This is a genomic window from Pseudomonas sp. UTLPPB19802 (assembly GCF_059730225.1).
This window is the reverse complement of the sequence record NZ_AP048545.1, coordinates 4189065-4214055: the sequence shown is the minus strand read 5'-3', so window position 1 is coordinate 4214055 and position 24991 is coordinate 4189065. Positions and strand designations below refer to the sequence as shown.

At 63.4% G+C, this 24991-nt stretch carries 18 protein-coding genes; 10 read left to right on the top strand and 8 right to left on the bottom strand.

What is annotated here, in order from left to right; genetic code table 11:
• Positions 1–65 precede the first annotated feature (65 nt).
• Positions 66–2624, top strand: coding sequence for a nitrite reductase large subunit NirB (gene nirB, locus AC6I6U_RS18685; RefSeq protein WP_497877509.1), 2559 nt, complete (start codon positions 66–68; stop codon positions 2622–2624).
• A complete protein-coding gene (nirD, locus tag AC6I6U_RS18680) occupies positions 2624–2998 on the top strand; it encodes a nitrite reductase small subunit NirD (RefSeq protein WP_497877508.1) in 375 nt (124 codons plus the stop codon). Before nirB ends, nirD begins: the two co-directional genes overlap by 1 nt.
• A 45-nt stretch (positions 2999–3043) precedes the next feature.
• Here the strand turns inward: nirD and AC6I6U_RS18675 are convergent, their stop codons facing one another.
• The 6 genes from AC6I6U_RS18675 to tpx (AC6I6U_RS18650) all read right to left on the bottom strand — a co-directional run bounded on the left by AC6I6U_RS18675 (position 3044) and on the right by tpx (AC6I6U_RS18650) (position 13536).
• The gene (locus AC6I6U_RS18675; protein WP_497877507.1) at positions 3044–4537 is read right to left on the bottom strand and encodes an efflux transporter outer membrane subunit; all 1494 of its coding nucleotides are present in this window, start codon (positions 4535–4537) and stop codon (positions 3044–3046) included.
• Complete coding sequence (locus AC6I6U_RS18670) at positions 4534–7641, bottom strand: efflux RND transporter permease subunit (protein WP_497877506.1); 3108 nt, start codon at positions 7639–7641, stop codon at positions 4534–4536. The genes AC6I6U_RS18675 and AC6I6U_RS18670 overlap by 4 nt, the downstream gene beginning before the upstream one ends.
• Positions 7638–10739 (bottom strand): MdtB/MuxB family multidrug efflux RND transporter permease subunit, encoded by a 3102-nt coding sequence (locus AC6I6U_RS18665; RefSeq protein ID WP_497877505.1) that lies wholly within the window; start codon positions 10737–10739, stop codon positions 7638–7640. The genes AC6I6U_RS18670 and AC6I6U_RS18665 overlap by 4 nt, the downstream gene beginning before the upstream one ends.
• On the bottom strand, positions 10736–12037 hold the full coding sequence (locus tag AC6I6U_RS18660) for an MdtA/MuxA family multidrug efflux RND transporter periplasmic adaptor subunit (protein ID WP_497877504.1): 1302 nt from the start codon (positions 12035–12037) through the stop codon (positions 10736–10738). The genes AC6I6U_RS18665 and AC6I6U_RS18660 overlap by 4 nt, the downstream gene beginning before the upstream one ends.
• Positions 12038–12212: 175 nt before the next feature.
• Complete coding sequence (tpx, locus tag AC6I6U_RS18655) at positions 12213–12713, bottom strand: thiol peroxidase (RefSeq protein WP_497877503.1); 501 nt, start codon at positions 12711–12713, stop codon at positions 12213–12215.
• A 322-nt stretch (positions 12714–13035) separates the two neighbouring features.
• Positions 13036–13536 (bottom strand): thiol peroxidase, encoded by a 501-nt coding sequence (gene tpx, locus AC6I6U_RS18650; RefSeq protein ID WP_497877502.1) that lies wholly within the window; start codon positions 13534–13536, stop codon positions 13036–13038.
• A gap of 392 nt (positions 13537–13928) precedes the next feature.
• Here tpx (AC6I6U_RS18650) and ccoN point away from each other — a divergent pair, with 392 nt between their 5' ends.
• Positions 13929–15356: a cytochrome-c oxidase, cbb3-type subunit I gene (ccoN, locus tag AC6I6U_RS18645; RefSeq protein WP_497877501.1), complete on the top strand. Its 1428-nt coding sequence runs from the start codon at positions 13929–13931 to the stop codon at positions 15354–15356.
• 26 nt (positions 15357–15382) lie between these two features.
• Positions 15383–15604 carry a hypothetical protein gene (locus AC6I6U_RS18640; protein ID WP_497877500.1) on the top strand — a complete coding sequence of 74 codons (222 nt, stop codon included), beginning with the start codon at positions 15383–15385 and terminating at the stop codon, positions 15602–15604.
• A gap of 48 nt (positions 15605–15652) precedes the next feature.
• Here AC6I6U_RS18640 and AC6I6U_RS18635 read toward each other — a convergent pair whose 3' ends face one another.
• A complete protein-coding gene (locus tag AC6I6U_RS18635; protein ID WP_497877499.1) occupies positions 15653–16444 on the bottom strand; it encodes a helix-turn-helix domain-containing protein in 792 nt (263 codons plus the stop codon).
• Positions 16445–16520: 76 nt separating this feature from the next.
• Here AC6I6U_RS18635 and AC6I6U_RS18630 point away from each other — a divergent pair, with 76 nt between their 5' ends.
• From AC6I6U_RS18630 to efeO (AC6I6U_RS18610), 5 genes are all read left to right on the top strand, one after another.
• Positions 16521–17213, top strand: coding sequence for an aspartate/glutamate racemase family protein (locus tag AC6I6U_RS18630; protein ID WP_497877498.1), 693 nt, complete (start codon positions 16521–16523; stop codon positions 17211–17213).
• Between the two features lie 156 nt (positions 17214–17369).
• Positions 17370–18209: an iron uptake transporter permease EfeU gene (efeU, locus tag AC6I6U_RS18625; RefSeq protein ID WP_497877497.1), complete on the top strand. Its 840-nt coding sequence runs from the start codon at positions 17370–17372 to the stop codon at positions 18207–18209.
• 8 nt (positions 18210–18217) lie between these two features.
• Positions 18218–19411: an iron uptake system protein EfeO gene (efeO, locus tag AC6I6U_RS18620; RefSeq protein ID WP_497877496.1), complete on the top strand. Its 1194-nt coding sequence runs from the start codon at positions 18218–18220 to the stop codon at positions 19409–19411.
• 18 nt (positions 19412–19429) lie between these two features.
• The gene (efeB, locus tag AC6I6U_RS18615; RefSeq protein WP_497877495.1) at positions 19430–20746 is read left to right on the top strand and encodes an iron uptake transporter deferrochelatase/peroxidase subunit; all 1317 of its coding nucleotides are present in this window, start codon (positions 19430–19432) and stop codon (positions 20744–20746) included.
• A gap of 25 nt (positions 20747–20771) precedes the next feature.
• Positions 20772–21596 carry an iron uptake system protein EfeO gene (gene efeO, locus AC6I6U_RS18610; RefSeq protein WP_497877494.1) on the top strand — a complete coding sequence of 275 codons (825 nt, stop codon included), beginning with the start codon at positions 20772–20774 and terminating at the stop codon, positions 21594–21596.
• A gap of 88 nt (positions 21597–21684) precedes the next feature.
• On the opposite strand, the gene pssA is transcribed toward efeO (AC6I6U_RS18610), so the two are convergent.
• The gene (gene pssA / locus AC6I6U_RS18605; protein ID WP_497877493.1) at positions 21685–23028 is read right to left on the bottom strand and encodes a CDP-diacylglycerol--serine O-phosphatidyltransferase; all 1344 of its coding nucleotides are present in this window, start codon (positions 23026–23028) and stop codon (positions 21685–21687) included.
• A 221-nt stretch (positions 23029–23249) separates the two neighbouring features.
• Here pssA and AC6I6U_RS18600 point away from each other — a divergent pair, with 221 nt between their 5' ends.
• The gene (locus AC6I6U_RS18600) at positions 23250–24887 is read left to right on the top strand and encodes a methyl-accepting chemotaxis protein (RefSeq protein WP_497877492.1); all 1638 of its coding nucleotides are present in this window, start codon (positions 23250–23252) and stop codon (positions 24885–24887) included.
• Positions 24888–24991: the final 104 nt, after the last annotated feature.

The following is a 24991-nucleotide window of genomic DNA, read 5'->3' as shown; positions in this document are numbered from 1 at the left end:
GCGTTTTTTTTTGCATTTTTTCTGGCTGGGCCAGCCCGTGATTGGCCGTGATCCGAGGAAGCTCCATGAACGCTATCGTGAATGTCGAACATCGCAAGAAACTGGTGATCGTGGGTAATGGCATGGTCGGCCATCACTGCGTCGAGCAGTTGATCGAGCGTGGTGCCCTGCGTCACTTCGAGCTGCATGTATATGGTGAGGAATGGCAGCCGGCCTATGACCGCGTGCACCTGTCCGAGTATTTCGCCGGCAAGGATGCTCACGCCCTGGCCCTTGGCGAACCCGGCCTGTATGAACGCAATGGCGTCCAGTTGCACCTGGGCGTCGAGGTGCTGGAGATCGACCGCGAGCAACGGGAGATCGTCACCCGCTCCGGCCGCCAGCCTTACGACCAGTTGATCCTGGCCACCGGTTCCTATCCGTTCGTGCCGCCGATTCCCGGTTCCGAAGGCTCGGCACGCCTGGTCTACCGCACTCTCGACGATCTCGATGCAATCCGTGAGGCTGCCGCCCAGGCCCGCCGCGGCGTGGTGGTCGGCGGCGGCCTGCTTGGCCTGGAGGCGGCCAATGCGCTCAAGTCCCTTGGCCTGGAGGCGCACGTGGTCGAGTTCGCCCCGCGCCTGATGCCGGTGCAACTGGACAACGATGGCGGTGCCGCGCTCAAGGCGCAGATCGAACAACTGGGCGTCGGCGTGCACCTGTCCCGGGCAACCCAGGAAATCGCCGCCGGCGAGCAATACCGTTATCGGATGAATTTCGACGGCGGCGAATTTCTCGAAACCGACCTGATCGTATTTTCCGCCGGGATCCGTCCGCAGGACCTGCTGGGACGCAACAGCGGCCTGGAAATCGCGGCACGCGGCGGCATTGTCATCGACGCCCATTGCCAAACCAGCGACCCGGCCATATCGGCTATCGGTGAGTGCGCTTCATGGAACGGCAGCGTGTTCGGCCTGGTGGCACCGGGCTACAGCATGGCGCGCAATGTCGCCGCGCGCCTGGCCGGCGACACCGCCGATACCTTCAATGGTGCCGACATGTCGACCAAGCTCAAGCTGCTCGGCGTCGATGTCGGCTCCATCGGCGATGCCCACGGCGCCACGCCAGGCGCGCGCAGCTACCGTTTCATCGACGAGGCCAACTCGGCCTACCGCCGCCTGGTGGTCGACGCCGAGGGCAAGAAAGTCATCGGTGCCGTACTGGTCGGCGATAACAGCTACTACGACACCCTGCTGCAGTACGTGCAGAATGCTATCGCCCTGCCCGAGGACCCGGCCGGCCTGATCCTGCCGCTGAGCCAAGGCGCCCCGGCCCTCGGTGCCGACGCCCTGCCCGAGACGGCGACCATCTGCTCCTGCCACAACGTCACCAAGGGCGCGATCTGCTGCGCAGTGGACGCCGGCTGTAGCGATCTCTCCGATCTCAAGGCCCAGACCAAGGCCGCCACCGGCTGCGGCGGTTGCAGCGCACTGCTCAAGCAGGTCTTCGAACACGAACTGGTCGCCCGTGGTGTGGCAGTCGACAAGAGCCTGTGCGAACACTTCGCCTATACCCGCCAGGAGCTGTATGCGCTGGTACGGGTGGGCGCCATCGAGACCTTCGAGGATCTGCTCGCGCGTCACGGCAAGGGCCATACCGGCTGCGACATCTGCAAGCCGGCGGTGGGCTCGATCCTCGCCTCCTGCTGGAACCGGCCGATCACCAACAAGGCGCTGGTGCCGCTGCAGGACACAAACGACACCTTCATGGCCAACATGCAGAAGAACGGCACCTACTCGATCATCCCGCGGATCGCCGCCGGGGAAATCACCCCGGACAAGCTGATTGTCCTCGGGCAGGTGGCCAAGAAATACGACCTCTACACCAAGATCACCGGCGGCCAGCGCATCGACCTGTTTGGCGCGCAACTGCACGAACTGCCGCAGATCTGGGGCGAGTTGATCGAGGCCGGCTTCGAAACCGGCCATGGCTACGGCAAGTCGCTGCGCACAGTGAAGTCCTGCGTTGGCAGCACCTGGTGCCGCTACGGCGTGCAGGACAGCGTGGCCATGGCCCTGCTGCTGGAGAATCGCTACAAGGGCCTGCGTGCACCGCACAAGTTCAAGCTGGCGGTATCCGGTTGCACCCGCGAATGCGCCGAAGCGCAAAGCAAGGACATTGGCGTGATCGCCACAGAGAAAGGCTGGAACCTGTATGTCTGCGGCAACGGCGGCATGCGCCCGCGCCATGCCGAACTGTTCGCCACCGACCTGGATGACCAGACGCTGATCCGCTACATCGACCGTTTCCTGATGTTCTACATCCGCACCGCCGACCGGCTGCAACGCACCTCGGTTTGGCGCGAGAACCTCGAGGGCGGCCTCGACTACCTCAAGGCGGTGGTCATCGACGACAGCCTCGGGCTGGCCGCCGAGCTGGAAAGCCAGTTGCAACTGGTGGTTGATCGTTACGAGTGTGAATGGGCCAACGCGATCAGCGACCCGGAAAAACTCAAGCGCTTCCGCACCTTCGTCAACGACCAGCGCGGCGACCCGGACATCCATTTCGTCAAGGAACGCGCGCAGCGCCGGCCGGTGCGTGCCAATGAACTCAACCTGATTCCCGTACACGAGGAGGTGGTCTGATGGGCCAGTCAACCGTACAACACAGCTTTGCCAACGATATCCAGTGGCAGGCGGTCTGCCAGCGCGAAGACCTGGTGGAAAACTCCGGCGTGGTGGTCTGGTTCCACTGTGCCCAGGTCGCCCTGTTCTACCTGCCCGACGGCGCCGAGGGCCGCACCCTGTATGCGATCGACAACCATGACCCGTTGTCCGGCGCCAATGTGATCGGCCGCGGTATCGTCGGCCACATCAAGGGCCAGCCAGTGATCGCCTCGCCGCTGTACAAGCAGCATTTCAGCCTGGAGGACGGCAGTTGCCTGGAGTATCCGGAGCAGCAATTACGCGTCTGGCCGGTGCGTTGGGTGGGCGACCAGGTCGAGATCGCGGTGACCTGAGCAACGTAACGAGCGGTGATGGAGCAACGCCATCACCGTTCCGGACTACTGGGCAGCCACCGGCTCGGTGGCGCCATCCCAGCCGCCGCCGAGGGCGGCGATGAGCTGCACGCTGGCGAGCAGGCGGCTTTGCAGCAGGCTCAGCACGCTACGCTCGTTGCTCAAGGCAGTGGTCTGCACCGTGACCACGTCCAGATAGGCAATCAGCCCGGCCTTGTACTGGTTCTCGGTCAGGCGCAACGACTCACGCGCCGCGTCCAGTGCCTGCTGACGTACCCCGGCCTCGTTCTCCATGACCTTGAGTTGCACCATGTAGTTTTCCACTTCGCGGAAGCCATCGAGAACGGTCTGCCGGTACTTGGCCACGGTCTGGTCGTACACCGCCTCGGTGCGCTGCACTTCCGCGGAGCGCTGGCCGCCGTCGAACAGGGTCATGGCCAGTTTCGGCCCCACCGACCAGAAGCGGTTCGGCAGGCTGATCCAGTCGGCGTAGGTACTGCTGCTGTAGCCGCCGGACAGGCTCAGGGTCAGGTCCGGATAATAGGCGGCCTTGGCCACGCCGATCTTGGCGTTGGCAGCGATCACCGAGCGCTCCGCCGAAGCGACGTCCGGGCGCCGTTCCAACAGTTGCGATGGCAGGCCCAGTGGGATCTGCGGCAAGGCCGGGATATCGCGGGTAGCCACCAGCTTGAAGTCCGCCGGGGCTTGTCCGGTGAGCACGGCAATGGCATTTTCAAACTGGGCACGCTGCCAGATCAGGTCGATCAGGTCGCCCTGGGCGCTTTTCAACTGGGTTTGCGCCTGGGCGATCGCGGCCTTGCCCGACACGCCGAAACGGTACTGGTTCTCGGTGGTTTTCAGCGAGCGCTCGTAGGCCTGCACGGTGGCTTCGAGCAGGCGCTTCTGCTCGTCGATCACCCGCAGTTGCAGGTAGTTCTGCACCAATTCCGACTGCTGGCTCAGACGCATCGCCGCCAGGTCGGCGAAGCTCGCCTGGGCGCTGGCCTGGTCCGCTTCGAGGCCACGACGCAACTTGCCCCAGACATCCGCCTCCCAGCTCACGCCCAGTTGCGTGTTGTAGGTATCGCGGATCCCGCTCGATGAACTGCTAAGGCTCGAGTTGCTGCTGCCGGTACCCTGGCTGGAGCGGGTCTTGCCGGCACTCAGGTCGACACTGGGAAAGAACGCACCGCGAGAGCTGCGCACCAGCGCCTGGGCCTGGCGGAACTGCGCCTCGGATTGGGCCACGGTCTGGTTGCTGCTGTTGAGTTTCTCTACCAGGCCGTTGAGCACCGGGTCGCCATACAACTCCCACCAGGCGCCACGGGACAGAGAGTCGCTGGGCTGGGCCTGGCGCCAGCCGGCCGCTTCCTTGTACTGCGCCGGGTTGGCGGCTTCCGGGCGCTTGTAGTCCGGGCCGACGGCGCAGGCGCTGAGCATCAGCCCGCACAAGGCCAGGCTCAGCAGGCGCGAGCCACGGGCCATTTCCAGGCGTTGGGCAGCCCGAGCGGGCACGTTGCAATGAGAATGGTCAGTCATAGCGGAGTTTCCAGAGCACCATCGGTACGTACGCCGCGCCAGGCATTGAAACGATGGCGCAGGCGGTCGAGATAAAGGTAAACCACCGGGGTGGTGTAGAGGGTCAGGACTTGGCTGAAGATCAGCCCGCCGATGATGGTCAGGCCCAGCGGCTGACGCATTTCCGCCCCTTCGGCACTGCTGAGCAGCAGCGGCAAGGCACCGAGAATCGCCGCCAGGGTGGTCATCAGGATCGGCCGCAGGCGCAGCAGGCAGGCTTCACGGATCGAAGCCAGGGGTTCGAGACCCGAATTCCGCTCCAGTTGCAGGGCCAGGTCGATCATCAGGATCGCATTCTTCTTCACCACGCCGATCAGCAGGAACAGCCCGAGCAGGGAAATCAGGCTGAACTCGCCGCCCAGCAGGTAAATGCTGAGCAAGGCGCCGACGCCAGCCGAAGGCAGCGTTGAGAGGATGGTCAGCGGATGGATGTAGCTCTCGTAGAGCACCCCAAGCACCAGGTAGACCGCCACCAGTGCGCCGAGAATCATGAACGGCTGGCTCTTCTGGGTCGCGGCAAAGGCATCGCTGGTACCGGCCATCTTGGCGATCACGCTTTCCGGCAGGCCGAGCTTGGCCACCGCCCGCTCGATCGCTGCAGTGCCCTGCTCCACCGTTACGCCCGGCGCCATGTCGAACGACAGGCTTTCCGAGGCGAACTGCCCTTCATGGTTGACCTGGTCTTCCTGCAGGCTGTTCTCGTAGTGGGCGATCGCCGACAGCGGAATGCGCTGGCCATCACTGCCGATGACCTTGACCTGGTTCAGGGTCTCCGGATCCTGGGCGTACTTGGGGTTGACCTCCATCACCACCTGATACTGGTTCAGGGTGTCGTAGATGGTGGAAATCTGCCGCTGGCTATACGCGTTGTTCAGCACCGCGGTGACCATGCTCATGTCGACGCCGAGGCGCTTGGCAGTATCGCGATCGACCACCAGGGTGGTCTGCTGGGCGCTGCGGCCTTCCCTTGCATCGATGGCAGTGAGCTCCGGCAGGCCTCTGAATGCGGCGACCACCTTTGGATACCACTCGCGCAGCGCCGCCAGGTCGTCGCTCTGCAGGATGTAGGAGTACTGGGAGGTGGTTTGCTCGCGACCGCCACCGAATTGCAGGTCCTGGTCGGCCATCAGCATCAGCCGCGCGCCGGGGACCTTGGGCATCTCGTCACGCATGCGCTCGATGACCTTCTGCGCCGAGAGATTGCGCTCGTTGATCGGTTTGAGGCGCACCAGCATGAAGGCGTTGTTGGTACCGTTGTTGCCACCGATGAAGCCGGCCACGCTCTGCACCGCCGGGTCGGCGAGGATCGCCTTGCGGAAGATTTCCATCTTCGGCTGCATCACGCCGAACGACAGCCCGTCATCGCCACGCACGAAACCGATCAACTGCCCGGTGTCCTGCTGCGGCAGGAAAGTCTTGGGCACCACCACGTACAGCGCGACGTTGACGCCGATAGTGACCAACAGGCTGAGCAGCGTCAGCCGCCGATGCCGCAACACCCAGTCCAGGCTGCCGGCGTAGGCGTTTACCATCCGCTCGTTGACCTTCTCGCTCCAGCGCTGCAGGCGCGTCTGCACACCCTTGGCATGGGGCTTGAGCCAGCGTGCGCAGAGCATCGGCGTGAGGGTCAGCGAGACCACCAGCGAGACGATGATCGATGCCGCCAGGGTGATGGAGAACTCGCGGAACAGGCTTTCGATGATGCCACCCATGAACAGGATCGACAGGAACACCGCCACCAGCGACACGTTCATCGACAACAGGGTGAAACCGACTTCCTTTGCCCCGAGGTACGCCGCCTTCATCGGTGCAATACCGTCGTCGATGTGCCGGGAGATGTTCTCCAGCACCACGATCGCGTCGTCCACCACCAGGCCGGTGGCAAGGATCAGCGCCATCAGCGACAGGTTGTTCAGGGAGAACCCGTAGAGGTACATGATGGCAAACGTGCCGATCAGCGATACCGGCACTGCCAGGGTCGGGATCAGCGAGGCGCGGAAGTTGCCGAGGAACAGGTAGACCACCAGCACCACCAGGGCCACGGCGATCAACAGGGTCATCTCGGCTTCATGCAGGGTCGCCTTGATCACTGGCGAGCGGTCCATGGCCAGGTTCAGCTTGACGCTGGACGGCAGCACTGCCTGCAGCGCCGGCAACTGCGCCTTGATTTCGTTGACCGTCTCGATGATGTTGGCCCCGGCCTGGCGGTTGATCACCAGCAGCACCGCCGCATCGTTGTTGAAGAAGCCGCTGTTGTAGCGGTCCTCGACACCGTCGCTGATCTTCGCCACATCCCCCAGGCGCAAGGCCGCGCCATTCTGGTAGTGAATGATCAGCGGTTCGTAGTCCTTGGCCTTTTCCAACTGGTCATTGGCCTGTACCTGCCAGTTGCGCTGGTCGTCCTCCAGCGAACCCTTGGGCCGGCGCACGTTGGCGTTGGCGATGGTGGTCCGGACATCGTCCAGGGCTACGCCGTACTGGTTCAGCGCCTGGGGTTCGAGTTCGATGCGCACCGCCGGCAACGAACTGCCGCCGATCTGCACCTCGCCCACGCCCGGCACCTGGGACAGGCTCTGGGACAGGATGGTCGAGGCCAGGTCGTACAACTGGCCCTTCTGCAACACATCGGAAGTCAGCGACAGCACCATGATCGGCGCCTGGGACGGGTTGACCTTCTTATAGGTGGGCATGCTGCGCATGCCGCTGGGCAGCAGGTTGCGAGAAGCATTGATGGCTGCCTGCACTTCCCGCGCCGCGCCGTTGATATCGCGGTCCAGGTCGAACTGCAGGATCACCCGGGTCGAACCCTGACTGGAGCGGCTGCTCATGGTGTTGACGCCGGGGATCACCCCGAACGAGCGCTCCAGCGGCGTGGCCACGGTCGAGGCCATGACTTCCGGGCTGGCGCCCGGCAGGCTGGCCTGGACCACGATCACCGGAAAGTCCATCTGCGGCAACGGCGACACCGGCAACAGGCCGAAGCTGACACCGCCGAGCAGGACGATCGCCAGGCTCAGCAGCATGGTCGCTACCGGCCGGCGGATAAAGGGGCCGGAGAGATTCATGTGTCAGCCTGCTCCAGGCGGCTTGGATGCCGGCCCCAACGCCGTCCAAGACGGTCGAAGTACAGGTAGATCACCGGTGTGGTGAACAGCGTCAGCACCTGGCTGACCAGCAGCCCGCCGACCATCACCAGCCCCAGGGGCTGGCGCAGCTCGGCGCCGGAACCGGTCGCCAACATCAACGGCACGGCGCCGAACAGCGCCGCCAGCGTGGTCATCAGGATCGGCCGGAAGCGCAACAGCGCGGCCTGGTAGATCGCCTGCTCGGGTGGGATGCCCTGGTTGCGTTCGGCGTCGAGGGCGAAGTCGATCATCATGATCGCGTTCTTCTTGACGATACCGATCAGCAGGATGATGCCGATGATGGCGATCATGCCCAGGTCATTGCCGCTGAGGATCAACGCCAGCAATGCGCCGACTGCGGCCGACGGCAGGGTCGAGAGGATCGTCACCGGGTGGATATAGCTCTCGTAGAGTACCCCGAGCACGATGTACATGGTCACCACCGCCGCCAGGATCAGCAGCAAGGTGCTCGACAGCGAGGCCTGGAAGGCTTCTGCAGCGCCCTGGAACTGGGTCTGCACGCCGACCGGCATGCCGATTTCCTGCTTCACCTGGTCGATGATCTCGACACCCTTGCCCAGGGCAATGCCCGGCGCCAGGTTGAACGACATCGTCACCGCCGGGAACTGGCCGATGTGGGAAATCGCCAGTTGCGCCTGGCGCTGCTCGATGCGTGCCAGGCTCGACAGCCGCACCTGGCTGCCGCTGGTGGTCTTGACGTGGATCTGGTCGAGGGCCGCCGGGCCGATCTTCTCCCCGGCCTGGGCCTGGAGCACCACGCGGTACTGGCTGGCCTGGGTATAGATGGTGGAAATCTGCCGCTGGCCAAACCCGTCGTACAGCGCGTCGGTGATGTCGGAAACCGATACGCCGAGCCGCGAGGCGGCATCCCGGTCGATCACCAGGTACACCTGCAAGCCCTTGTCCTGCAGGTCGCTGGCCACGTCGGTCAGTTCCGGGCGCTGGGCCAGGGCCTGGAGGAGCTTGCCGCTCCATTCGGCAAGCAGGTCGGCATCCGGCGAAGACATGCTGAACTGGTACTGGGTGCGGCTGACCCGATCCTCGATGGTCAGGTCCTGCACCGGCTGCATGTACAGGCGGATGCCCACCAGCCGGTCCAATTGCGGCTGCAGGCGGCTGATCACCTCGGCAGCACTGAGGTCGCGCTCGCGATGGGGCTTGAGGTTGATCAGCAGGCGGCCGCTGTTGAGCGTGGCGTTGTCGCCGTCGACACCGATATAGGAGGACAGGCTTTCCACCGCCGGGTCGGCGAGGATCACCTTGGCCAGTTCCTGCTGGCGCTCGCTCATGGCGGCGAACGATACCGACTGCGGCGCCTCGGAAATCCCCTGGATCACCCCGGTGTCCTGCACCGGGAAGAAACCCTTGGGCACCATCAGGTAGAGGAACACTGTCAGCGCCAGGGTGCCGATGGCGACCAGCAGGGTCAGCGCCTGGTGCCTGAGTACCCATTGCAGCTTGCGCCCGTAGGACTCGATCAACCAATCGATCCAGGCGCCGCTGGCACGATAGAAACGTCCCTGCTCTTCCTCCTTGGGCTCACGCTTGAGCAGCCGCGCGCACATCATCGGCGTCAGGGTCAGCGAGACCACCAGGGAAATCAGGATCGCCACCGCCAGGGTAATCGCGAACTCGCGGAACAGCCGCCCCACTACGTCGGCCATGAACAGCAGCGGGATCAGCACCGCGATCAGCGACAGGGTCAGCGACACCAGGGTGAAGCCGATTTGCTTGGCGCCCTTGAGCGCCGCCTGCATCGGACTATCGCCCTCTTCGATGAAACGCGAAATGTTTTCCAGCATGACGATGGCATCGTCGACCACGAAACCGGTAGCGATGGTCAGGGCCATCAGCGTCAGGTTGTTGACCGAGAAACCCGCCAGGTACATCACGCCAAAGGTGCCGATCAGCGACAGCGGCACGGCCACCGAGGGAATGATGGTGGCGCTGGCTCGCCGCAGGAACAGGAACGTCACCATCACCACCAGGGCGATGGCGATCAGCAGTTCATGCTGCACGTCGGTGACCGAGGCGCGGATGGTCTGGGTGCGGTCGGTCAGCACGCTGACATTGATACCGGCCGGCAGGTTGTCGGTGATACTCGGCAGCAGCGCCTTGATCCGGTCGACCACCTCGATCACGTTGGCCCCCGGCTGGCGCTGGATGTTCAGCAGCACCGCCTGGTTTTCATTGGCCCAGGCCGCCAGGCGTTCGTTCTCCGCGCCGTCGACAATCTCGGCGACGTCCTTGAGGCGCAGCGGTGCGCCGTTCTTGTAGGCGAGGATCAGCTCGGCGTATTCCTTGGGCGAACGCAACTGGTCGTTGGCGTCGAGCATCGACACCCGGGTCGGGCCGTCGAAGTTGCCCTTGGGCTGGTTGACGTTGGACGCGCCGATCAGCGTGCGCACGTCGGACAGGTTCAGGCTGTTGGCCGCCAACGCCTCGGGGTTGACCTTGATCCGCACCGCCTGGCGCTGGCCACCGGCGATGCTGACCATGCCGACGCCGCTGATCTGGGCGATCTTCTGTGCCATGCGCGTATCGACCAGGTCGTTGAGCTTGGGCAGCAGCATGGTTTTCGAGGTGATCGCCAGGGTCAGGACCGGGGTGTCCGCCGGGTTGACCTTGTTGTACACCGGCGGAGCCGGCAAATCCTTGGGCAGCAGGTTGGTCGCAGCGTTGATCGCGGCCTGGACCTGTTGCTCGGCGACATCCATGTTGATGTCGAGGTTGAAGCGCAGGGTCAGCACCGAGGCACCACCGGAACTGGTGGAAGCCATCTGGGTCAGGCCGGGCATCTGCCCGAACTGCCGTTCCAGCGGCGCGGTGACCGCACTGGTCATCACGTCCGGGCTGGCGCCCGGATACAGGGTCATCACCCGGATCGTCGGGTAGTCGACCTGCGGCAGCGCCGACACCGGCAGCAGCCGGTAGGCGATCACCCCGGCCAGGACGATCGCCAGCATGCTCAGGGTGGTCGCTACCGGGCGGAGAATGAACAGCCGCGAGAGATTCATGCGCCGACCTTTTTCGCCTTGGCCTCAGCCGGTGCGTCCGCATCCTTGGCCTTCGCGCCGTGCAGGTGCCCGGCCGGCGAGGCCGGAACCTGCTGACTGTCGTTGACCACTTCGACGTCACTGCCGTCCTTGAGGCGGTCGGTGCCTTCGAGCACCACGCGGTCACCCGCGGCCAGGCCTTCGGTGATCACGGTGACGTCACCATCGCTGGCGCCCACCTTGATCGGGCGGATCTTGACCTTCTTGTCACCGTCCAGTGCGTAGACGAAGGTGCCATCGGTACCGAACTGGATCGCCGCACTCGGGGCCAGCACCACATTCTTCAAGGTATCGGCGAGCAGGCGCACGTTGACGAACTGGTTGGGGAACAGCGTCTGTTCCTTGTTCTCGTAGAGGGCCTTGAACTTCAGGGTCCCGGTGGTGATGTCGATCTGGTTATCCAGGCTCTGCAGCACGCCGGTGGCCTGCCGTTTCACATCGCCACGGTCCCAGGCTTCGGCCGGCAGGCGGGCACCGCTACGGAAGCGCGGCAGCACCACGTCCAGGTTGTTTTCCGGCAGGGTGAACGCCACGCTGATCGGCTGGGTCTGGGTGATCACCGCCACCGCCTGGCTGTCGTTGGCCGCCAGCAGGTTGCCGACGTCCAGTTGGCGCAGGCCCAGGCGCCCGGAGATCGGTGCGCGGACCTTGGTGAATTCCAGGTTCAGCTTCGCCGCATCGACCGCCCCCTGGTTGTTCTTCACCGTGCCCTGGTATTGCAGCATCGTCGCCTCGGCGGTATCCAGGGTCTGCTTGGCGATACTGTCTTCGGCATACAGCCCGCGATAGCGCTGCAGGTCGACCTGGGCATTCTTCAACTGGGCCTGGCTCTGCAGCAGGGTGCCCTGGGCCTGCAGCAAGGCGCTCTGGTAGTTGCGCGGGTCGATCTCGGCGAGTACGTCGCCGGCCTTGACCATCTGCCCTTCCTGGAAGTTGATCTTGACCAGTTGCCCGGCCACCTGCGTGCGTACATTGACCGTGTTGAGCGCGGTCACGGTGCCCAGTGCCTTGTAGTAGAGCGGGAAGTCACCAACGGTTGCCGGCGCCACGCGCACAGGCACAGGGCCGGTCGAGGCACCGAAGCCAGGCCGCATCATGCCGCTCTTGCCGGTATGCCCGGCCGGCTTGTGTTCGGTCTTGTGCGCGCCGGCTGGCCAGAAATGCCAGCACAGGGCCGCGATGATCAACAGGGTGAGCAGGCCGAACAGCCAACGACGGGATTTGCGGGGAGCGGAGGATTGCATGGAGTGATCAACCATTGTGGGCGAGAGCTTCTTCCTTAGGAGCATGAAAGATAAGCACTCAAATGTTTCATGCAAAGTGCCTTTACCGGCAATTTACCTTTGCATGACGTTCTTCGACCTGCGACCAAGGCACTGAAACGCAAATGAAAACGGCCTGGACGGTGCAGGCCGGCAACAAATGCGAGGTCGCTTACTGCAGGACAGCGAGGGCGGCGGCGTAGTCGGGTTCCTGGCCGATGTCGGCAACCAGTTCGCTGTGCAGTACCTGGTCCTGTTCGTCGAGGACCAACACGGCCCTGGCGGTGAGGCCCGTGAGTGGGCCGTCGGCAATGGCTACACCGTAGTCTTGCATGAATTGGCCGCCGCGCAAGGTCGACAGGTTCTGCACGTTGGCCAGTCCTTCGGCACCGCAGAAGCGGGCCTGGGCGAACGGCAGGTCGGCGGAAATGCACAGCACCACGGTATTGCGCAGTTCATTGGCATGGGCATTGAAGGCACGAACCGACTTGGCGCAGGTCGGGGTGTCGACGCTGGGGAAGATGTTCAACACCTTGCGCTGGCCGGCGAAGTCATTCAGGGCGACATCCGCCAGGTCCTTGTTCACCAGGGAGAATGCGGGCGCCCGGGTTCCGGGACGTGGCAGCTCGCCATTGACCTGCACCACCACACCCCTGCGCGTCACTTGAGCCATGAAGCGAATCCTTTTGAACAGTTGTAGGAGAAAGGGCGAAGTTAACCACGATATGCCGCCGCCACCTACGTCCAAATACAATTTGTCACAGCTACGCTGGGGTCCGAAAACCTCACGCCAGAGCGGCCCGTGACCAGGCATCGCGGTGTGACAGTTGAAATGAGGCCCAGGTTCCAGGCCCGCTTCGCGTGCCGGCGCGGCGATGCGGCGTCCCGACAAGCCCGCTCGCCACCAGGGGCCAGGGCTTCCAACGGGTTCGAGCTCCAGCACAAACAAAAACGGCCTGGACAATGCCAGGCCGCCGGGTGACTGACGTCGCCGCTTACTTCAGCACAGCCAGGGCTGCGTCGTAGTTCGGCTCGTCGGCGATTTCGCCAACCAGCTCGCTGTGCAGGACATTGTTGTTTTCGTCCAGCACCACCACCGCACGGGCGGTCAGGCCGGTCAGCGGGCCCTCGGCGATGGCCACACCGTAGTTCTCGATGAACTCGCGACCACGCAGGGTCGACAGGTTCTGCACGTTTTCCAGGCCTTCGGCGCCGCAGAAACGGGCCTGGGCAAATGGCAGGTCAGCCGAGATGCACAGCACCACGGTATTGGCCACGTCGTTGGCCTGGGCGTTGAACTTGCGCACGGAGGTGGCGCAAGTCGGGGTGTCGACGCTTGGGAAAATGTTCAGCACCTTGCGCTTGCCGGCATAGTTTTCCAGGGTGACGTCGGCCAGGCCGGCATTGACCAGGGAAAAGGCTGGCGCCTTGGAGCCGACCTGCGGCAGCTGGCCGTTGACCTTGACCGGGTTGCCTTTGAGGGTGACTTGAGCCATGAACGAAATCCTTCCAGAGAATGTTTGAAGAGGCCGAAGTTAAGCACGAAAGTGTGGGTCGACCTATGGGGGGACGAACAAATTCGCATACCCGCGAGCGTGCGGCAAATCTGAAATGCAGCTTTTTGCTGTAGGAATCTGCGCGGACGACTGCCACCTACGTCCTGGCGCTCCTTCAACAAACGCCCTGCTCCCTTGCTCGCTGCAAACAGCGCAGTCCGCTTATGAAAAACCCATATCAGCGCACATCACGACCAATCCAGGCAGGTTAAAACCCTGATCCGTACGAATGAGCCTTTTCTGAGTCTGTTTTGCTTGTGCAGTAATTCCTAGAGTCGCCATGCCGGGCCAGGGTGGCCTGGCGCGATCCGGTAACCGTGGAAGAGATGACCATGAGCACAGCAGCAAACGCAGCAGCCTACAACTACAAGGTGGTCCGGCAATTCGTCGTCGCCACCGTGTTCTGGGGCGTGATCGGCATGGCAATGGGCGTACTGATCGCCTCCCAGCTGGTCTGGCCGGAGATGAACCTGGACCTGCCCTGGACCACCTTCGGCCGCCTGCGCCCGCTGCACACCAGCCTGGTGATCTTCGGCTTCGCCGGCAGCGCGCAATTCGCCGCCAGCTACTACGCGGTGCAACGGACCTGCCAGGTACGGCTGTACAGCGACACCCTGGCCGCTTTCACCTTCTGGGGCTGGCAGGCGGTGATCGTGATCCTGTTCATCAGCCTGCCACTGGGCTACACCACCACCAAGGAATACGCCGAGATCGAATTCAGCGGCGCGGTGTGGATGGCGGTGGTCTGGGTCGCCTATGCCGTCGTGTTCTTCACCACCGTGGTCCGGCGCAAGACCCGGCACATCTATGTCGGCAACTGGTTCTTCGGCGCCTTCATCCTGGTGATCGCCATGCTGCACGTGGTCAATCACCTGTCGATCCCGGTTGGCTGGTTCAAATCCTATCCGGTCTACTCCGGCGCCACCGACGCCATGGTGCAATGGTGGTACGGACACAACGCGGTGGGTTTCTTCCTGACCACCGGCTTTCTCGGGATGATGTATTACTTCGTGCCCAAGCAGGTCGGCCGGCCGGTGTACTCCTATCGCCTCTCCATCGTGCATTTCTGGGCCTTGATCACCCTGTACATCTGGGCCGGTCCCCATCACCTGCACTACACCGCCCTGCCGGACTGGGCCCAGTCGCTGGGCATGGCCATGTCGCTGATCCTGCTGGCGCCAAGCTGGGGCGGCATGATCAACGGCATGATGACCCTCTCGGGTGCCTGGCATAAGCTGCGCAGCGACCCGATCCTGCGTTTCCTGGTGGTGTCCCTGGCGTTCTACGGCATGTCGACCTTCGAAGGCCCGATGATGGCGATCAAGACCGTCAACGCCCTCTCCCACTACACCGACTGGACCATCGGCCATGTGCATGCCGGTGCTTTGGGTTGGGTGGCGATGATCACCTTCGGCTCGCTGTACCACATGATTCCCAAGGTGTTTGGCCGCGAGCAGATGCACAGCGTCGGCCTGATCAACCTGCATTTCTGGCTGGCGACCATCGGCACGGTGCTCTACATCGCCTCGATGTGGGTCAACGGCATCACCCAGGGCCTGATGTGGCGGGCGGTGAACGAGGACGGCACCCTCACCTACTCCTTCGTCGAGGCGCTGCTGGCGAGCCACCCTGGCTTTATCGTGCGCTTCGTCGGCGGGCTGTTCTTTCTCGGTGGCATGCTGCTGATGGCCTACAACACCTGGCGCACGGTGCGGGTGGCAGATATCACGGTGGCCCGGCAAGCGGCGCAGATTGCCTGAATACTCATTGACTGGAGAGCAGCTCGATGCTGGAAATCGGCCTGAACCTGATGGCGGTGGTTTCGCTGTACCTGGGCATCAGCTACTGCCTTCAGGGTCAATCGGAAAAGAGCCTGGACGAGGCCAGCCTGATGCTGTTCTCCGACGATCCGGAGGTGGCGCAACGGGTTGAGCAGGCGACGGGCAAGGTCGTACCCAAGGCGGTGGCTGAGCAGCCGCCCGAGGGCTGGGCCGGTATGGATATGTAGGGGTTTCCAGGAGGTATCGCCTGGGCAGGCCTCTTCGCGGATGAATCCCTAAGGAATGACCAGACGCCTGCGGTACTCCCCAGGCGTCACCCCCAACACCTTGCGAAAGGCACTGCCCAGGTGCGACTGGTGGGCAAAGCCGCAATCGAGGGCGATTTCTGCCAGCGGCCGGTCACCCCGCTCGATCATCCGCCGCGCCGCCTGCACCCGCACTTCCAGCAGATAGGCATGGGGCGTCATGCCGATGGCTCGAGTGAAATCCCGCAGAAAACGCAGTTCCGACTGTCCCTGCCCGGCCGCCAACCCGGCCAGGCTCAAGGGCTGCGCGAAGTCCTCGGCAAAGCACTGCAGAATTGCCGAGAAGTCCCGTTGCCCAGGCCTGTCGACCGGCATCGTTTCGCCAAGCTCGACAAACGCCAGCGCCGCCGCCTCCAGCATCAGCGGATCGCAGCCAGGCTCCAGCAGCAGGCGGCGCAATTGCCGCCCGAGGGCCAATCCCCGTGCATGGCCTGCATGTTCCAGCCGACGCTGCGCTGGCGGCCGATCACCTTCAAGCTGCCAGCGCACCAACAGGTACTCGCCACCCTCTGCGGACTCGGAAAAGACCTCGACACCGGGTGGCGTCAGCGCCAGGGTGCCAGGAGGGGTGTCGAAGTCCACGCGCTGGTCGGAGTCGATGGCATGCACGCCACGCTGGTGCTCCAGCGCAATCCCCAGGGTCTGCCACTGCACCGGATCACGCCCGCTATAGGCCGAACGCGGCAGCAGTTGCAGGCACAGGCGCCCCTCCAGCAATGACTGGGCGGGAATCGGGAGCGGACCGGTGCGTTGTCCGGACATCTGAAATTTCCTGATAGATAACCATCGCTGCCAGCCCGCAGACTGCAAGGACACCCCCAATCCACAGGAGCACCACATGCGCACCATCGGCCTTATCGGCGGCATGAGCTGGGAGTCCAGCGCCGAGTACTACCGGATCATCAACCAGCAGGTTCGCTCGCGACTCGGCCCGCTGCGCTCGGCAGCGCTGCTAATGTACAGCGTCGACTTCGGCCCTGTCGAACAGGCCCAGCACGCCGGGCGCTGGGACGATGCCGGGTTGATCCTGCAGGATGCCGCGCGTCGCTTGCAGGCCGGCGGTGCCGAGTGCGTGGTGCTGTGTACCAACACCATGCACCGGTTGGCGCAGCAGATCGAGAACGCCGTGAACATTCCCTTCCTGCATATCGCCATGCCGACCGGGCAAGCGGCTCTCGCCCGTGGCGCAACCAAGGTCGGCCTGCTCGGCACGGCCTTTACCATGGAGCAGGATTTCCTCAAGCAGCGGCTGGTGGATCAAGGGTTGGAGGTGCTGATACCCGAGCCGCAGGAGCGCCAGGCGGTGCATAGGATCATCTATGACGAGCTGTGCGTGGGGGTCATCAACGAGCAATCGCGGCAGATCTACCAGCGGGTCATCGAGGGCCTGGCAGCTCGCGGCGCAGAGGCTATTATCCTCGGCTGTACCGAGATCAGCCTGCTGATCAAGCCGGAGCACAGCGACCTGCCGCTGCTCGATACGACCGAGCTGCATGCGCTCGCCGCAGTGGACTTTGCCTTGAGCAACTGAAATCGACGGTTGGGGGTTCTCGGCACACCATCAACCCCCGCTCCAGGCCTCTACCGTTCAGCCCCGGTTCAGCTAGAGCCGGCGAAAGCTGTTTAGTAATGAGTATCATTATGTTACAAATTACTATCCACTAAATGTAACGGACGCGATCGCCGAATGCTGGTTCCCTTTCTGATCATGTTGCGCGAAGGTATTGAAGCCGCGCTCATCGTTGGCATCATTGCCAGTTATCTCAAGCAGACCGGTCGGGGCCAATGGATGCCTGCCGTCTGGATCGGGGTGTTTCTCGCCGCAGCCCTCGCGCTGCTGGTGGGTGGCGGCCTGGAACTGGTAAGCGCCGAATTCCCGCAGAAGCAACAGGAACTGTTCGAAGGCATCGTTGGCCTGGTGGCCGTCGGCATCCTCAGTTCGATGGTCTTCTGGATGCGCAAGGTCTCGCGCTCCATCAAGCATTCCCTGCACGTGTCCCTGGACCATGCCCTGGCGGGTTCAAAACATCAAGTCTGGGCACTGATTGCCATGGTGTTCTTCGCCGTGGCCCGGGAGGGCCTGGAAACCGTGTTTTTCCTGCTGGCGGTGTTCCAGCAGAGCGAAGGCCCCGGCGCGCCAATCGGCGCCCTGCTTGGCCTGGTCCTGGCAATTCTGGTCGGCGTCGCCATCTACACCGGCAGCATGCGCCTGAACCTGGGGCTGTTCTTCCGCTGGACCGGCCTGTTCATCCTGGTGGTCGCCGCCGGCATCCTGGCCAACTCGGTGCAGGCGCTGCATGAAGCCGGGCTGTGGAACCACCTGCAGGATGTGGTCTTCGACATCAGCACCATCTTGCCGATGGACGGCCCGACCGGCTCGGTCCTGGCCGGCATGTTCGGCTACCAGGACGCACCAACCGTCAGCGTGCTGGCCGCCTACCTGGTGTACCTGGTGATCGCCCTGGTGATGTTCTTCATCCCGGCGGCACCGCCAGCCCCCAAAACCTCTTCCGTACCCAACCAGTAAGGTTACCCATGTCCAACCCTGCAACTGGCAAACCGCCCCAGGCCTTGCGCTGGGCGGTAGCCGGCTCGGTGATCGTGATGATCGCGGCCGGTGGACTGTTCTACTACGCCTCGCAACTGGCAGCGAGCAAGCGCCAGAGCCATCACAACGAAGTCACCGTCAATATTCTCGCCCACAGTTGCGACCCGAACGCGCTGACCGTGCCGGCCGGGCCCAACAGTTTTCGCATTGTCAACAAGTCCGACCGTGCGGTGGAATGGGAAATCCTCGACGGCGTACTGGTGGTCGAGGAGCGGGAAAACATCGCGCCAGGCCTGAGCCAGGTGATCAATGCCAACCTCGCCCCCGGCGATTACGCAATTACCTGCGGCTTGCTGAGCAACCCGCGCGGTACCCTGCACGTGACCCCGACCGCCGCGTCGGAAGCCGCGGCCAAGGCCCGGCCGTCGATGACCGCCTTTATCGGCCCGCTGTCGGAGTTCCGCGTTTACCTGAGCACCCAGGGCAGCGCGCTGATCAAGGCCGTCGACGCCCTCCAGCAAGCGATTGCTGCCGGCGACCTGGCCCAGGCGCAAGCGCTCTACGTTCCCGCTCGCGCGGCCTACCAGCGCCTGGCCCCGGCGGCCCAGCGCTTCTCCGAGCTGGACAACGGCATCAACGCCCGCGCCGACTACTACGAAAAACGTGAGCAGGATCCCGGCTTCGGCGGCTTCCATCGCATCGAATACGGCCTGTTCCAACAACGCAGCGTCGACGGCCTGAAACCCGTCGTGGAGCGCCTGCAGGCCGATGTGATCACTCTCAAGCAGCAACTGCTGGCCCAGTCGCTGCCTCCGGAGCAACTGGTCAGTATCGTCGCCCGCAGCATGCGCAGCATCGCCGACACCCGCGGCAGCAGCGGCGAGGAAGAACGCTACAGCCATGTCGACCTGAACGGTTTCGCTGCCAACCTGCAAGCCACGCGCAAGGTCGTCGACCTGCTGCGGCCGCTGCTGGTGAAGTCGGCTGCCGACCTGCTGCCCAAGCTCGACAGCGCCACCACGGCTCTCGATGCCGAACTCAATGGCCTGCGCAGCGGCGACAACTATGTCACCTACGACACCGTCGGCGCCGAAAAGCGCAAGCAGATCGCCGACAAGGCCAAGGTCCTGGCCGATGCACTCGATGGAATCGATCCAGCCCTGGGCCTTTCCGGCCTGTAACCTGCAGACGACCCGAACATGAGCGATTCATCACAGCGCAACAACGATTTTTCCGCCGACCGCCGTCGTGTCCTGCTGGGCATGGGCGTGGCCGGCGCCGCCATCGCCGGCAGCGCCCTGAGCTGCCCGGCCATGGCGGCCGCGCAGACCCAGTCCCAGGTCACCCAGGCTCCAAGCAGCGAGAAGACCCAGGACCGCCACGCCTTCCACGGCAAGCACCAGACCGGCATCGTCACCCCTCGCCCGGCCGCCGGCATGTTCGTCGCCTTCGACGTCCTGGCCAGCGACCGCAAGGACCTGGAGCGGCTGTTCCGCACCCTCAACGAACGCATCGCCTTCCTGATGAACGGCGGCGCCGTGAAACAGGTCGATCCGAAGCTGCCGCCGACCGACTCCGGTATCCTCGGCCCGGTCGTCACCCCGGACAACCTGACCATCACCGTCTCGGTCGGCAACTCGCTGTTCGATGAGCGTTTCGGCCTGGAATCGGTCAAGCCCAAGCGCCTGAGCCAGATGATTGGTTTCCCCAACGATGCGCTGCAAGCCGACCTGTGCCATGGCGACCTGAGCATCCAGTTCTGCTCCAACACCCCGGGCACCAACATCCACGCCTTGCGTGACATCGTCAAGAACACTCCGGACCTGCTGCTGGTGCGCTGGAAACAGGAAGGTACCGTGCCGCCGCAGGCACCGACCAAGCCTGGCGAGCCGGCCCAGAGCGCGCGCAACTTCCTCGGTTTCCGTGACGGCTCGGCCAACCCGGACTCCAACGACACCAGCGCCATGGACCGCATTGTCTGGGTCCAGCCCGGCAGCGACGAGCCGGCCTGGACCGCCAACGGCAGCTACCAGGCCGTACGGATCATCCGCAACCTGGTCGAGCGCTGGGACCGTACCCCATTGCAGGAGCAGGAAAGCATCTTCGGCCGGGAAAAGACCACCGGTGCGCCAATCGGCGGCAAGACCGAAGCCGAGGTGCCGGACTACAGCAATGACCCGGAAGGCAAGCGCATCCGCCTCGACTCGCACATCCGCCTGGCCAACCCACGCACCGCCGACAGCCAGCGCAACCTGATCCTGCGCCGACCGTTCAATTATTCCAACGGCGTCAGCAAGAACGGCCAACTGGAAATGGGCCTGCTGTTCATCTGCTACCAATCGGACCTGGAACAGGGATTCATCACCGTCCAGACCCGGCTCAATGGCGAGCCCCTGGAGGAATACCTCAAGCCTATCGGCGGCGGCTATTTCTTCACCTTGCCGGGAGTCACCGGCGACCCGGACTTCATCGGTCGCTCGCTGCTTTCTGCAACACAACAAAAAACCAAGGCTTAATCCTTAACTCACCTGGGAAGTTCTCATGAAGAAGTCGCCTCTTGCTTTGTTGTTGGCCGTAGGCCTGCTGCACACTCCGCTCTCGGCTTTCGCCGCGACTGCACCGCTGGACCTGGTAGGCCCGGTGTCGGACTACAAGATCTACGTCACCGAGCAGCTCGACGAACTGGCGAGCAAGACCCAGCAGTTCACCGATGCCGTGAAGAAAGGCGACCTGGCCACCGCCAAGAAGCTCTACGCTCCGACCCGCGTTCACTACGAGTCGATCGAACCGATCGCCGAGCTGTTCAGTGACCTGGACGCGGCCATCGACTCCCGCGTCGATGACCACGAGAAAGGCGTCAAGGCCGAAGACTTCACCGGTTTCCATCGCCTGGAATACAGCCTGTTCTCCGAGAACTCCACCCAGGGTCTGAACGAACTGGCCGACGGCCTGAACAAGAACGTCAAGGAGCTGCAATCGCGCGTGGCCGGCCTGACCTTCCCACCTGAGAAAGTCGTCGGCGGCGCTGCCGCCCTGCTGGAAGAAGTCGCGGCGACCAAGGTTTCCGGCGAGGAAGATCGCTACAGCCACACCGACCTGTATGACTTCCAGGGCAACATCGACGGCGCGAAGAAAATCGTCGACCTGTTCCGTCCACAGATCGAGAAGCAGGACAAGGCGTTCGCCGCCAAGGTCGACAAGAACTTTGCCACCGTGGAGAAAATCCTGGCCAAGTACAAGACCAAGGACGGTGGTTTCGAGACCTATGACAAGGTCAAGGAAAATGACCGCAAGGCCCTGGTTGGCCCGGTCAACACCCTCGCTGAAGACCTGTCGACCCTGCGCGGCAAGCTGGGCCTGAACTAAGGTCCCGCCCCCTCCCTGGCGAATGCGGTCGCCTGGGAGGGCCTCTTCGTGGAGGTCCGCGAAGAACGATAACGCAATCCCCTGCCCGTCACAGCATCCTATAGAGCAACCGCTCGATCTTCACCCGGCTCACCCGCCGCAAGAACTTGCCCACCGCCTCCGGGTAATCCACCAGCGTCTCCAACTCGCGGAAACTGCCGATCCGCCGGGTATTTTCCATGATCGACTCCAGTTCCCGAGCCCGAACCTCGAGCAATTCGTGGCGCGGATCGTCGATCAGCAAGGCGTTTTCCAGGTCGAGGCGGAAAGCCCGAGGGTTAAGGTTGTTGCCAGTCAGCAAGGTGTAGCGCTGGTCGACCCACATGCCCTTGAGGTGATAGGTATTGTCGCCATCACGCCACAGGTGCAGGTTCAACAGGCCCTTGTCGATCGCCGCCTGGTGCCGCTTGGCGAAGCGTCGCAGGCTGATCTCGTAGAGGTACGGCAACGCCGCGATCACCTTGAATGGCTGGCTCGGCGGGATGTAGAAGTCGTTGGCGGTCTTGTCGCCGACGATGATATCGATCTTCACCCCACGCTCCAGCGCCCGGTTGATTTCCCGGGTCACCGCCAGCGGCAGGTTGAAATATGGCGTGCAGATCGTCAGTTGCAACTGGCTGGCCGCGATCAGTTCGCAGATCACCCGGCTCAGCGGATTGTTCTTGCCCAACCCCAGCAACGGGCTGACCGACAGGTTGAAGCTCGGCTCACCGCCGACACGGGTATCGTACTGGGCGCTTTTCAGGCGGCTGCGCAGGTCGCCGATACCGCCCCGCAGGCTGCGGGTGGTCGGCAGGCTCGGCAGGTCCAGGCGACACACCGCGTGGGAGGCCAGCAGTTCCTTCTGCACCAGCCCCTGCATCGAATCGGCCAGGGCCTGGTTGTGCAGCAGGTGATAGCGGTCGAAACGGTACTTGTCGAACTTGTGCAGGTAGACGTTGTTCAGGCTCGCGCCGCTGTATATCACGCAGTCATCGATGATGAAACCCTTGAGGTGCAGCACGCCGAACAGTTCGCGAGTCTGCACCGGCACGCCGTAGATCGGCACCTCGGTGTCGTGGGCCTGGGTCTGGGCCTGGTACCAGGCGCTGTTGCCCGGCTGCTTGCCTGCACCGATCAAGCCACGCTGGGCGCGCAGCCAATCGACCACCACGACGATCTCCAGCTCCGGGCGGGCCGCCTTGGCGGCATGCAGGGCATCGAGGATTTCCTGGCCGGCTTCGTCTTCCTGCAGGTACAACGCCACCAGGGTGATGCGTTGCCGTGCGGCAGCGATCCGCTCCAACAGGCAACGCCGGAATTCGGCGGCCGAGGGCAGGATGGTCAAGGCATCGGCAGTCATGGGGAAGCTGCGCAGCTTGGGCAACAGGGAGCGTTTGAAGAGCAACGGCATAGGGCTCGCTAAGGGTCGAATGCGGAAGGTCCATGAGCTTACACCATGCATTGCCTGTGACGCTCGTGTTCAAGCAGGCCATTCCTGCCAACACTGCGATGCGCATCCCATCACGACGATAGATAAAAACAAATGGGATAGCCCCCTTGTAACGCGCTACAACCCTACCCAAATAATGGCTCTTTGATATCAATCCTGCGTTTACGCTAAGGAAACCTGAAATGCCCCGCTCTCTGACAATCGCCAAACGCCTTGGACTGGGCTTTGGGCTGGTGCTTTCGCTGTTGACCCTGGTGACCCTGATCGGGGTCAATCGCGTTGGCCTGATCGACTCGACCCTCACTGACGTCAGCGACGACAGTGCGGTGAAGCAACGTTATGCGATCAATTTCCGCGGTAGCGTGCATGACCGCGCCATCACCATCCGCGATGCGGTGCTGGTGCGCGACACTGCCGGCCTTGAGGGCCACCTGGCCAATATCCAGCGGCTGAACGCCGACTACCAGGCCTCGGCACAGCCAATGGATGCAATCTTCGCCAAAATGGGCGCCTCGGACGCGGAGCGCCGCCTGCTGGATGACATCAAGGACAGCGAGCGCAGCACCCAGGCCCTCACCGTCCGCCTGATCGAACTGCGTCGACAGGGCGACGTGGACAAGGCCCAGGCCTTCCTGCTGTCCGATATTTCGCCGGCCTACAAGGAGTGGCTCAAGCGTATCAATGCCCTGATCGACTGGGAGGAAGCCTCGATCGGCACAAAACTGGCCGAAGTGCGTACCACAGCCAGCCATTTCGCTACCCTGATGCTACTGGTCACCACCTTCGCCGTGTTGCTCAGCGTGCTGGTCTCGGTACTGATCATCCGCAACCTCAAGTCGACACTCGGCGCCGAACCGGAAGCCGTTGCGGACGCGATCCGCCAATTGGCCAACGGCCAGCTCGATGGAGTGATCGACACCCGCCACCCCAACAGCGTCATGGGCGCCCTGAAAACCAGCAACCGCCATCTGGCCGAAACCATCACCCAGGTCCGCGCCATGGCCCACGACCTGATGGGCTCGTCGTCGCAACTGCAGGCCAGCTCCGACAGCAACAACGAGCAGATGCGCCTGCAGACCGGGGAAACCGAGCGCATGGCCACGGCGATCAACCAGATGGCGGCCACGGTTCATGAAATCGCCGCCTATGCGCAGAATGCCGCGCAGGCCAGCAACGCCGCCGACCAGGCGGTGGAAAGCGGCAAGCAGGTGGTGCAGACCACCGCCAGCGACATGCAGCGCCTGGCCGAAGTGCTCGACGATGCCGCCGAGTCCGTGGGACGCGTATCCCACGACAGCCAGGCCATCGAAAACGTGGTCGCGGTGATCAATTCGATTGCCGAGCGCACCAACCTGCTGGCGCTGAACGCTGCGATTGAGGCCGCCCGTGCCGGCGAAGCGGGACGAGGCTTCGCCGTGGTGGCGGACGAAGTGCGCTCACTGGCGACCCGCACCCAGGATTCGACCCGGGAGATTCGCGAGATGGTCGTGCAGTTGCAATCCGGCGCCAGCAACACCGCCGAAATCATGCGCAACAGTCGCGAACTGGCCCAGCGTACCGTCGAACAGACCCGCGTCGCGGAACATGCACTGGTCCGTATTCGCCAGGAGGTGGGCGCAATCAACGACATGAACGCACAGATCGCCAGCGCCTCCACCCAGCAAGGGGTCGTGACACAGGAAGTGAACCAGAACATCAACCGCATCCACGATGCGGCCGTGGAAACCTCAGTCGGTTCCAACCAGGTCGCCCTGTCCAGCCGGGAGCTGTCGGCGCTGGCTGACAACCTGACGCGCAAGGTCAGCTTTTTCAGGGTCTGACCGCCCTTGGCAGCGTGGCATGCCTGACATTCCACGCTGCCCAAGGCGGCCTTCATGCTTTCGGAATCGATCTGCGGGTCCGCGCGTCCGGCGTGGCACGCGTG

Bases quoted from the DNA above. Each gene is read 5' to 3' on its own strand.
- efeO (WP_497877496.1), top strand. From the start codon at position 18,218: ATGTCCAACCCTGCAACTGGCAAACCGCCCCAGGCCTTGCGCTGGGCG.
- AC6I6U_RS18635 (WP_497877499.1), bottom strand. From the start codon at position 16,444: ATGTCCGGACAACGCACCGGTCCGCTCCCGATTCCCGCCCAGTCATTG.
- nirD (WP_497877508.1), top strand. From the start codon at position 2,624: ATGGGCCAGTCAACCGTACAACACAGCTTTGCCAACGATATCCAGTGG.
- AC6I6U_RS18660 (WP_497877504.1), bottom strand. From the start codon at position 12,037: ATGGTTGATCACTCCATGCAATCCTCCGCTCCCCGCAAATCCCGTCGT.
- pssA (WP_497877493.1), bottom strand. From the start codon at position 23,028: ATGCCGTTGCTCTTCAAACGCTCCCTGTTGCCCAAGCTGCGCAGCTTC.
- tpx (WP_497877503.1), bottom strand. From the start codon at position 12,713: ATGGCTCAAGTGACGCGCAGGGGTGTGGTGGTGCAGGTCAATGGCGAG.
- AC6I6U_RS18665 (WP_497877505.1), bottom strand. From the start codon at position 10,739: ATGAATCTCTCGCGGCTGTTCATTCTCCGCCCGGTAGCGACCACCCTG.
- AC6I6U_RS18600 (WP_497877492.1), top strand. From the start codon at position 23,250: ATGCCCCGCTCTCTGACAATCGCCAAACGCCTTGGACTGGGCTTTGGG.
- AC6I6U_RS18630 (WP_497877498.1), top strand. From the start codon at position 16,521: ATGCGCACCATCGGCCTTATCGGCGGCATGAGCTGGGAGTCCAGCGCC.
- efeU (WP_497877497.1), top strand. From the start codon at position 17,370: ATGCTGGTTCCCTTTCTGATCATGTTGCGCGAAGGTATTGAAGCCGCG.
- AC6I6U_RS18640 (WP_497877500.1), top strand. From the start codon at position 15,383: ATGCTGGAAATCGGCCTGAACCTGATGGCGGTGGTTTCGCTGTACCTG.
- nirB (WP_497877509.1), top strand. From the start codon at position 66: ATGAACGCTATCGTGAATGTCGAACATCGCAAGAAACTGGTGATCGTG.
- efeO (WP_497877494.1), top strand. From the start codon at position 20,772: ATGAAGAAGTCGCCTCTTGCTTTGTTGTTGGCCGTAGGCCTGCTGCAC.
- tpx (WP_497877502.1), bottom strand. From the start codon at position 13,536: ATGGCTCAAGTCACCCTCAAAGGCAACCCGGTCAAGGTCAACGGCCAG.
- efeB (WP_497877495.1), top strand. From the start codon at position 19,430: ATGAGCGATTCATCACAGCGCAACAACGATTTTTCCGCCGACCGCCGT.
- ccoN (WP_497877501.1), top strand. From the start codon at position 13,929: ATGAGCACAGCAGCAAACGCAGCAGCCTACAACTACAAGGTGGTCCGG.
- AC6I6U_RS18675 (WP_497877507.1), bottom strand. From the start codon at position 4,537: ATGACTGACCATTCTCATTGCAACGTGCCCGCTCGGGCTGCCCAACGC.
- AC6I6U_RS18670 (WP_497877506.1), bottom strand. From the start codon at position 7,641: ATGAATCTCTCCGGCCCCTTTATCCGCCGGCCGGTAGCGACCATGCTG.